The following is a 9,004-nucleotide window of genomic DNA, read 5'->3' as shown; positions in this document are numbered from 1 at the left end:
AGCTAGAACCACCTCTTTTTCTTGCTAGGAAATTTGGCAATAGTATCACTTAAAAGTTCTGCGCCAGATTGCAACAGAGTGAATGGCGTCGCTGCTGTTGCCGCTGTAACTGCTGACACTTGCTTGAGGAAATCAACAGAAAATATATTATTATCCTTTGCCAAATCAGCGAAGGCTTCAGATGCATGGGTATATCTATCTAGAATAGATGAACATGCAAGTTGCTCAATGACTTGTTGAAGCTGCTGAGTAATGGGATTTGATTCGAGATACGATTGATACTCCCACCCCGTCCCCTGGATATTCATTAAGTCGATAGGACTAATTCCAGTAGCTGCTTCTAGGCAAACCACGCCAAGACTATATAAATCACTTGTACATGAAGCTTTTCCCTGAACTTGATCTGGAGCGGAATAGCTAGGATCACCTAAGAGATATTCTCCGATAGAGGGAATATCTTCTCGCAAATACTCAGCTACCATCTGTGGAAGCCCGAGGTTGGTAAATATAAATTTTCCAGAGTCTTGTGAGTAGATAATATTTTCAGGCTTAATATCTCGATGCAAAAGTGTCTTGTGATGAAGCTCCTGCAATGCTGGCAGCAGATTTAATAGCAGCTCTCTGATTTGCTTTTCAGATAATTGGCCTTGAGTCTTAATGATTTGTTCAAGAGTTTGACCGACAACCAATTCTTCGATTAGATAAAGTCCGTTGCTGACAGCAGAGTAATCTAATGGGGTATGAATACCTTCGATATCAGCTAGCTCATGCAACTTAAACGCAGCTTCTGAGAAAAGGCTGTTTATTATTTGCCGTTTTTGTCGATTTCGAAGGATTTCAACTGGCAAATGAATTTGCTTAATGAAAACTGGCTTATTGTGTTGTAAATCAACTCCTGAAAAGGAGCGGACAAAGGTACCATTTGAAATTAAAGAATTAGCTTTATACCGATCTTTGAGCAGTAGCCCAGTACCGCAGGCACCACAGACTTTTTTATTGTCTGCGTTCTCTGGACCAGGGCAAGTGGGATGAAAACAGTAGCTCATGCTGGAGTGGCGAATGGGTAACAAAGAGAATTTAACCCTCTCTAGGGTAGGGTTCCTAGTTCTCTAGATGTCCTATAGAACTGTCTCGTAAGACAGTCTTGTTGATTCACGGCCTAACACTTGCCAAACCTTCACAGTTGGAATCTCCCCCCAATGGGTTGTGTAGCGCTGGGAGAAGTATGACCTGATGCTAGCGTTCAACTACCATTGCGGCCCCGCCACCCCGTCGGTTGGGTTCTGCCGCTGCCAGGATAGAACCGTCAGACTGGACAACCAACCCGACCGCTGCTCCGATCTCAGGTACATGGGCCAAGGAATGACCAAGGGCCGCTAACTCTTTGCCCAGTGCGGTCTGTTCGAGCTGGCTGTCTACTTGGGTCATGCCAGTGTTGCGCTGAGAAATACGGGGGGCGGCGATCGCATCGGGGAGAGATAGGCCGAAGTCGATCAGGTTGATGGCAATGCCAGCCACGGTTGTAATGATGGTGGGGCCACCCGGAGAGCCAAAGGCCAGCATCGTGCCATCGGGGCTGCGGGCGATGGTTGGGGTCATGCTGCTGCGGGGTCGTTTGTAGGGCTCAGGCGCATTGGGATGGGGGCTGATGGGGTCAAAGTCTGTCAGCTCATTGTTGAGGATGAAGCCATAGCCTGGAACAACGATGCCAGAGCCGCCAACAGATTCGATTGTGCAGGTGTAGGAGACGAGGTTGCCCCAGCGATCAGTGACCACCAGGTGAGTGGTGGATAGGCCCGATTGTTCTTGTACCTGAGCCACTGTCGGTAGGCCGGTCAGACTGGGGCTGGGGTCTGTCTGAAAGGGCAGCGGGTCGCCTGGGGCGGCGCGGAAGTCCGGATTGTCGGGTGCGCGATCACCCACCATTGCCCGCCTAGTTTGAATAAAATCCTCGTTCTGAAGACCAACCAAGGGCACATCGACAAACTCTGGATCGCCCAGGTAGGCATTGCGGTCGGCAAAGGCCAGTCGCTCTGCTTCGATGACGGTGTGCCAAGCTTTCATGCGATTGCCCTGGGCTAAGTCAAACCCCTCTAGAATGCTGAGAATTTCCCCGGTGGTGATGCCGCCGCTGCTGGGCAGGCCCATGCCATAAAGCGTATAGCCTCGATATTGAGTGATTGTGGGGGGCCGCACACGCACAGCGTAGTGGTCGAGGTCAGTTAGGGTCATGGCTCCAGGGACAACCTGAAAGGGGGGAGTCGCTACTATCGGCGGCTGTTGAACTGTTTGAGCGATTGCCTCAGCAATCTCACCCCGATAAAAGGCGTTCACCCCCTGCTCAGCCAGGAGTCGGTAGGTTTTGGCCAGCTCAAGATTTTTGAACCGGGTGCCCACCGTTGGGGGTTGGCCATTGGGTAAAAACAGCGCTTGGGTAGAGGTGAATGCGGCAAAGCGGGCCTGGTTTTGCTCAACCTGCTGAGCAAAGGTGTTATCGACCACAAAGCCATTCTCTGCCAGCGTGATGGCGGGCTGGAGGGCTTTGGCTAGCGAGAGGGTGCCATAGCGGCTGAGGGCTTCGGCCCACTCTAGGGGGGTGCCAGGTACTCCAACGGCTATTCCCGAGGAAATGCGATTGGGGAAGAAGGGCAGCAGATCGCCAGGGTTCTGGGGATCTTGGAAAAGGTCTACGGTAGTGGCTGCTGGGGCTTGCTCCCGGCCATCGAGGGTGATCACGCGATCGCTGTCTTTGAGGTAGATGACCATGAACCCACCCCCGCCAATGCCAGCAGAGAAGGGATCGGTAACGCCCACGGCAGCGGCAGCGGCGACCGCAGCATCAATGGCATTACCGCCCCGGCGCAGCACCTCTAGACCAATCCGGGTAGCATCGGCATCGACAGTAGCTACAGCGCCCCCTCGTCCGGTAGCGACTGCCAGAGTGCTTTGGGACAATCCAGCCCTGCCAAGCCAGAAAAACAGGCAAAGGCCCACACAGAGCGCTGATGCAAGGATGCGTCGAATCAAACTGCTTACACCAACTCTCAACAGTGTGATCTTGGAGTGTCCTACTGACTGATAGGACTGCTCAGTGGATTATCGTCGATTAAACTCCACCTGGCCTACATAGCCAAAGTCTCCATACTGCTCATCGCCACTGAACAAGCTGACTTCGTAGGTGCCCGACGTAGGTAGTGAGCAGGTAATCTGCGGGCCTTGGGTAGCGCCATCGGTACAGCGTTCAGCCTGGGTAGAGCCTTTGAGCGAATAGCTAGAGAGAAGCCAGCGCTGATTGGGGTTTTGAAGTTGGATCACCGCTGTTTGGTTAGTGTCCGTCTGCGATCGCATGGGGGCAACCAGCTTCATCCCCTCAGCAAAGAACTGGGCTCTCATCATCGGCTGGCGCAAGAACTCACCTCGGCTGATGGGCTGGGGCCGCAGCTGCCATGCTTCGTCCTGAGGGAAATGGCTGATACCCATCACCTCTGGAGGTGGGAACAGGTAGTCGGTTTTGTAAGCCTTGGTGAAACCCTTCTCCCGGCTCACATAGCCACTGTTCCAAGTGGGGTCGATCAGGTGCCACTGACCGTTGATCTTCGCGGCATTCCAAGCGTGGCTCTGACCTTCAAGATCGCTAGTGGAGTTGCGGGAGTCGCCAGTGACGTAGACAATCTCTTCACCAATGGCCTGCCCCAGGGCTTCAAGCAGCTTGGCATAGCCCGCGCAGACGGCCACCCGGCGCTGGAAGACAGTTTCGGCATCTTGGGGCGGGTAGATACCTGCAAAGTAGTTGGGGGCATCGTAGGCAATGCGGTCGGCCACATAGTCATGAAGCGCTTTGACCCGCAGCAGGGGGTCTTTCTCTCGGCTGGCGATGTATTGGGCCACCGCCTCAATGCTGGTTTCGGCGTTAGCGGGCATGTTGACCACAGCGGGATGCAGCTCGGCTCCTATCCAGGGCCACCCCTTACCCTGTCCAGTCTGTCCTATGGGTCTGGGTTGGAGAGAGGGCTGAGGCCGCACCTGTGTGGTGTCTGCGTACTCGTCGAAGGGATTTTTGTGGAACCGCAGGTATAGCCCTTCCAGACTCCTAGCGGCGGTGAACAGTCCTTTGCGGGTTAGTTCTGCTTGGGGGCTATACACGCCGTCGAGGAACCAATCGCCACGGGTAGACAGGGCGAGGAATGAGGTTTGGGGCCGTAGGGCCAGCAGCAGGAAGAGAAAGGCCAGGTTGAGCACCAATGTCCTCAACACCACGCGATCGCCCCAGGTGAGAATCCCAGGCTCTTTGCGCCGCTTGCGGCCCCGCATGTCCCACAGGATGGGCACCAGGGGAAACAGCAGAATCCCTGAGAAGACCGTCAGCAGCTTGGGGCCATTGATATAGGCCACCAGCGAGGAAGCCAGCCATACGCCTAACACCGGGGACAAAAAGACTGCCAAGTAGAACAGGGTTCTGGTGATCAGGGATGGCAGCTTGAGGAACAAGAACCGCATGGCTTTTGGAGAGAGACTACCGAGACGAGGTTTCAGTCTAGGTTGCCCGGATTTAAGGGGTGTCTCATCGGACAGTCTCGCAGGACAGTCTTGTTGATTGCTTATGAGTCGTTTGCCAAGCCTTTACAGTGGGCAGTTCTCCCCAGTGGGTTGTATACCTCTGTGAGAAATAGTCTGAGCGCATGGCCCAGGTGGGCTTTAGGCCCAGTGCCCCAAACTTGACCACATCGGGGCTGAGCTTGCGGTTAAGGTTATCCATTGCTGCCATCAGGCGATCGCGCTTCTCTGTGTCCACCGGGGCGGCAAACAAACTTCCTTGCACCTCTCCCACGGGGGTTAGCTCGGTGGCGATGACCTTGGCCTTCAGGTACTCATAGCCGGGGGTAAAGGCCGCTTCTGCTAGCTTCATGGCCTCATGGATAAGCACTGCGGTGTCGTTGGTGGGCGGGTCGAGGGCCACAGAGCGGGCCGCTCCATACTGGTTCTCGGGGCGGTAGTAGCTGGTACGAATGGAGACAGTGAAGTGCCCCGCCACCAGGCCATCGGCCCTCAGCTTTTCAGCGCAGCGGGTGGTATAGGTGGCCACGGCTTCTTTGATGTCGGATAGTTCTGTCACCAGGTGGCCGAAGGAACGAGAGACAATCCGCATGGTGACGGGGGCGGCCACGGGTTCCATAGGGAAGCAGGCGGTGCCGCGCAATTCCAATACGGTTCTCAGGCCCAGCACCCCAAACTTCTTCTTGATCACCCGCTCATCGGCCTGTTTGAGCTGAAGCACCGTTTTGATGCCCATGCTGTTGAGCTTGGCTTTGAGGTTCTTGCCAATGCCCCACACCTCCCCCACATCGAGGCCAGCCAGCACAACGTCTGGGTCGGCCAGGGTTTCAAAGTTGAGGACTCCGTTGAGGTTGGGGTAGCGCTTGGCCTCGTGGGCCGCTAGCTTGGCCAGGGTCTTGGTTTTAGCGATGCCCACCGATACGGGAATGCCCGTCCACTGCCTGACGGTGGAGCGAATCTTTTGGCCGTAGTCGCCCATGTCGGCTTTGGTGAACCCATGCAGACCTAGGAAGGCTTCGTCGATGGAATACTGCTCGACCTCCGGGCTGAAGTGCTGGAGGGTCTGTATGACCCGGCATGACATGTCTTTGTAGAGCACGGGGTTGGATGAGAAGGCGTGGATCTGGCCCCGGCTCACCAGGTTTTGGATTGAGTACAGGGTTGCCTGCATGGCCACCAGGGGTTTGGCTTCGGGCGATCGCGCGACGACGCAGCCATCGTTGTTAGAGAGCACCACCACGGGCTTACCCTCCAGGTCTGGCCGAAAGACCTTCTCGCAGGAGGCAAAAAAGGAGTTGCAATCTACCAGGGCGAACATGGCCAGATCCTACGGAGGACAGGGATTTACAGCATTAGCGGTAGTGAGAGATAGATGCGATAGTATCTCTATACTATCTGCTGCTGTGGTCAGTGTCCTACAGTCCTACGAGACTGTCCTGTTTTCCTGAGGCCAAGAGTAAAGCTGCTGCCTTTAGGGACAGCCGGTTAACGCTTGTTCTCAAAAAAATCCCACTGGCACGGCACCAGTGGGAAATCAACCGTGATGGAAGAGAAAAGCCCCTGAAAATTTGGGGGCTTTGGTATGCATCTACCGCGTAAAACATACTCAGCCCAGGGCCATCGTCAAGGCAAACAAAACCCCCACTGGCCAGCGCCACCAATGGGGGTTGTATTCAAGCTGCATCTACGCTCTAGAATCTTCTCAGGAACTCCGCTGTAAGCCTATTGGTGCCCGTAGTCTAGGAGGGAGTTGGGGGAGGTGGCTAGGTTGCGCCGTTTGGCGTATACCTCGGGTCTGATGTGATCTCAGGCAGCAGTAGAGTCAGGTTTGCTCACACTTACCCGCCAGAACTGTCACCGGCCCATCAATACCCCCGTCACCTCGCGAATTGGGTGTTCAGGCGACGATAGGTTCATTGAGACAAACCCCCGTCACTCGGAGCCCCCAGCTATGCAACTCACCTATCGCGGCCAATCCTACGAAACTTCTCCTCTCGCTGTTAATGCAATCGCAACTGGCGAAACCGCAACCTTCATGGGCCGTCCCTACTTTCGTAAGCAGTTCACCGTTGCCCAGCGTCAGCAGCCCTCAGAATTGACCTATCGCGGCGTTCACTACACCCGCTAGGCCATAGATTTCCTCTCAACAGACAACGACCTCTCCTACCCCGCTGTTGCCAGCGGGGTTTTTTATGGCTCAGACTTTGCGGATTAGGTGAGTGACCGCACCCCAGATTTCCATATCTAGCGTTTGCCCTGGTGTCCAGCCCACAGCAGGCACGAGCTTGCCGTGGTGCTTTTGGACTTTGAGGACTTGGAGAACGCCTGCGATCGCCGCCACTACCAGAGAGCCATCCTGGGCAGCCACAGAGCGATCGACCACCAGCAGATCTCCAGGTTGCACCTCCTGGCCAGTCGCCATATCTGCCTCGACTCGCATGAAGAAGGTGGCAGCGGGGTTGTGGATCAGGTGGTGGTTGAGGTCTAGGCTTTGCTCGATGGCATCGCCGGGGACGGGAAAGGCCATAGTTAAAGGGGTGGTTAGGTTGTCCTGTAGGACTGTCCTGTGTTTACGTAGGATAGTTGGCCAGACAGCTAAAATATTATGGCTTCATCTCAAAACGCTGGGCAGATTTTCAACACCTTCCACCATCTCTTGAAGGAGTTGGAACCCTTTGTGGACGTGAAGGAAATGCGCTTAGCCTTCGATAAAGACGGCAATGCTTTCCTAATTGCTCCAGACTTCTCAGAACCGCTTGAGGCCGACCCGAAACTCCATCGTCTGGTGCGAGAAGAGATGCGCCAGGTTATCGCTAAGCATCGGTCCATTCAGGCAGAGTAATCTACCGTCTGTAGGACTGTCTTACGCTACTGCTGTCATCTCGTTAATAAACGCCCTACAAGGAGAAGGTAGGCGACCCCAAGCAGCGGCGTAGAGATGGTTACTACACGGGCTGGTGGTAGATGTCTTGTATGGCTTTCCCTGCGGGGCTAAAGTTTTCAGCCCACGTTCTCAGGGGGTAGCGGAAGCAGTTGGCAGCGTAGAGCATAACCTCAATGCTGATGAGGCCGAAGGCGATCACTGTCCATACTCTGAGCTGATTTGTCAGGCCGCAATACAGCAGGAACCGGATGACTCCGAACATCACCACAAAGACAATGGTGTGGAATAGCTTGACCCAGGTTATCAATATGGCCTCTCCCTTCGAGTCTGTCTTGTTCCATGCTATCTATCGCAGACTGGGGCAAGGGAGTACTAGCATTCTTACCTGAAAAGGCGACAAGCCTCTATTCTCGTCCTTTGTCAGCCCAAAAATTCCTTTGTATAAGAAGGGTTCAATGCTTTCCTGTAAACGAACCAATTGCCTAGTGGGCGTTAAACGGCAATCCGATGGGTGTGGTAGTCGCGATCTCTCTTCTTCATCTAAAACAAGTTTTTATTGGGAAATACATCATTCATTACATTCCTTTGGCAAACAAGTTTTAATAGCCTTATGAGAATAACCTTGCATCTACCAGTATCTATAACCTGATGTAAGGAGCGTTATTGTGTTGAATATCAGAACAGTGGGAGTGGTAAAGACTGGAGCCGCAGCGATCACATTAAGTTTGCTTGGCTGTGCTCCAGCTTCAGCAGCAGTAATTACCGAAAGTTTTCAAGTTGATATAACGGGTGGTACGCTTCTAGAACAATCCTTTTATGGCACCATTCAGTACGATGATACTTTTTTGTTTCCATTTGGTGAGCTTTTCACTTTGCCTCTCATTGTTCTATCTCCCGACAATGGCCTAAAGAGTCTTTCATTTGATTTTCTCGGCAAAACATTCACTGAAAAGGACGACATTGGGTTTTTATTTCCTTCAGGTGGGACGCCTCAAGCGATCTTCACTAATGGCTCTCTCACTGGATTAAATTATTTTGTAAATTTATTATCCACTTCTATCCCTGACCCAGTCCAATCGTTTGGCATACAAGGAACAACCTTTGAGTACGGAACAAACGACGGAATCTTTTTAGGAACTGTGACGTTTGGAGCCCAGCCGCCAGAGCCAATTCCCACTCCTGCCCTTCTGCCGGGTCTAATTGGTATGGGGATTGCGGCAATTCGTAAGCATCAGCAAAAGAATATGGAATCTGCAGAACAATGTCACTGAAGTGAAGCTCTGTCTCAGACTCTCCTAGAACCTTGAGAACAGCCTTAAATGCTGGTCTGTTGAATCGAGCTGTACTGGTTCAATGGAACGGATAGCGCAAGGGGCAGGAGTACTCATGCCCCTTGCGCTATCCACTGGTGGCCCTAAATCCTATTTTGCTTTGAGACTGGCTGAAGCCCGTTATTATGCCTGATCTGATTCTCTAGAATCTAAGCCTTGAGATGCCAGTCGCCATCTCAAGAGGCTGCTTAAAAAATGTGTTAGGTAATCAGGGTCTCTGCTCTCGCCCGTTACA

General features: G+C 53.3%; 9 protein-coding genes. 3 read left to right on the top strand and 6 right to left on the bottom strand.

The features are described from left to right. Window positions 1-2: 2 nt before the first annotated feature. The 4 genes from AC0QKW_RS16185 to AC0QKW_RS16170 all read right to left on the bottom strand — a co-directional run bounded on the left by AC0QKW_RS16185 (window position 3) and on the right by AC0QKW_RS16170 (window position 5,872). The gene (locus AC0QKW_RS16185; protein ID WP_473152118.1) at window positions 3-1,046 is read right to left on the bottom strand and encodes a protein kinase domain-containing protein; all 1,044 of its coding nucleotides are present in this window, start codon (window positions 1,044-1,046) and stop codon (window positions 3-5) included. 190 nt (window positions 1,047-1,236) lie between these two features. Then, complete coding sequence (gene ggt / locus AC0QKW_RS16180) at window positions 1,237-2,955, bottom strand: gamma-glutamyltransferase (protein ID WP_473152117.1); 1,719 nt, start codon at window positions 2,953-2,955, stop codon at window positions 1,237-1,239. A gap of 141 nt (window positions 2,956-3,096) precedes the next feature. Beyond that, window positions 3,097-4,497, bottom strand: coding sequence for a transglutaminase domain-containing protein (locus AC0QKW_RS16175; RefSeq protein WP_473152116.1), 1,401 nt, complete (start codon window positions 4,495-4,497; stop codon window positions 3,097-3,099). A 64-nt stretch (window positions 4,498-4,561) separates the two neighbouring features. Beyond that, window positions 4,562-5,872 carry a Y-family DNA polymerase gene (locus AC0QKW_RS16170; RefSeq protein ID WP_473152115.1) on the bottom strand — a complete coding sequence of 437 codons (1,311 nt, stop codon included), beginning with the start codon at window positions 5,870-5,872 and terminating at the stop codon, window positions 4,562-4,564. Between the two features lie 633 nt (window positions 5,873-6,505). Between AC0QKW_RS16170 and AC0QKW_RS16165 the strand changes: the two genes are divergently transcribed. After that, a complete protein-coding gene (locus tag AC0QKW_RS16165; protein ID WP_473152114.1) occupies window positions 6,506-6,682 on the top strand; it encodes a DUF4278 domain-containing protein in 177 nt (58 codons plus the stop codon). 69 nt (window positions 6,683-6,751) lie between these two features. On the opposite strand, the gene AC0QKW_RS16160 is transcribed toward AC0QKW_RS16165, so the two are convergent. Beyond that, window positions 6,752-7,081 carry a S24 family peptidase gene (locus AC0QKW_RS16160; protein WP_473152113.1) on the bottom strand — a complete coding sequence of 110 codons (330 nt, stop codon included), beginning with the start codon at window positions 7,079-7,081 and terminating at the stop codon, window positions 6,752-6,754. Window positions 7,082-7,159: 78 nt separating this feature from the next. On the opposite strand from AC0QKW_RS16160, the gene AC0QKW_RS16155 reads away from it, so the two are divergent. Beyond that, entirely contained in the window at window positions 7,160-7,396 is a 237-nt protein-coding gene (locus AC0QKW_RS16155) for a hypothetical protein (RefSeq protein WP_473152112.1), read from the top strand. A 103-nt stretch (window positions 7,397-7,499) separates the two neighbouring features. Here AC0QKW_RS16155 and AC0QKW_RS16150 read toward each other — a convergent pair whose 3' ends face one another. Then, entirely contained in the window at window positions 7,500-7,745 is a 246-nt protein-coding gene (locus AC0QKW_RS16150; RefSeq protein WP_473152111.1) for a hypothetical protein, read from the bottom strand. 358 nt (window positions 7,746-8,103) lie between these two features. Between AC0QKW_RS16150 and AC0QKW_RS16145 the strand changes: the two genes are divergently transcribed. Beyond that, the gene (locus tag AC0QKW_RS16145; protein WP_473152110.1) at window positions 8,104-8,709 is read left to right on the top strand and encodes a PTPA-CTERM sorting domain-containing protein; all 606 of its coding nucleotides are present in this window, start codon (window positions 8,104-8,106) and stop codon (window positions 8,707-8,709) included. Window positions 8,710-9,004: the final 295 nt, after the last annotated feature.

This window comes from Pseudanabaena sp. PCC 9330 (genome assembly GCF_055795045.1).
Note: the sequence above shows the minus strand (reverse complement) of the source record. Positions and strands in the feature narration are given on the sequence as shown.

What these genes read in the sequence shown, in the direction of transcription:
- AC0QKW_RS16170 (WP_473152115.1), bottom strand. Translation starts at nt 5,872, where the DNA reads ATGTTCGCCCTGGTAGATTGCAACTCCTTTTTTGCCTCCTGCGAGAAG.
- AC0QKW_RS16185 (WP_473152118.1), bottom strand. Translation starts at nt 1,046, where the DNA reads ATGAGCTACTGTTTTCATCCCACTTGCCCTGGTCCAGAGAACGCAGAC.
- AC0QKW_RS16165 (WP_473152114.1), top strand. Translation starts at nt 6,506, where the DNA reads ATGCAACTCACCTATCGCGGCCAATCCTACGAAACTTCTCCTCTCGCT.
- AC0QKW_RS16175 (WP_473152116.1), bottom strand. Translation starts at nt 4,497, where the DNA reads ATGCGGTTCTTGTTCCTCAAGCTGCCATCCCTGATCACCAGAACCCTG.
- AC0QKW_RS16160 (WP_473152113.1), bottom strand. Translation starts at nt 7,081, where the DNA reads ATGGCCTTTCCCGTCCCCGGCGATGCCATCGAGCAAAGCCTAGACCTC.
- AC0QKW_RS16155 (WP_473152112.1), top strand. Translation starts at nt 7,160, where the DNA reads ATGGCTTCATCTCAAAACGCTGGGCAGATTTTCAACACCTTCCACCAT.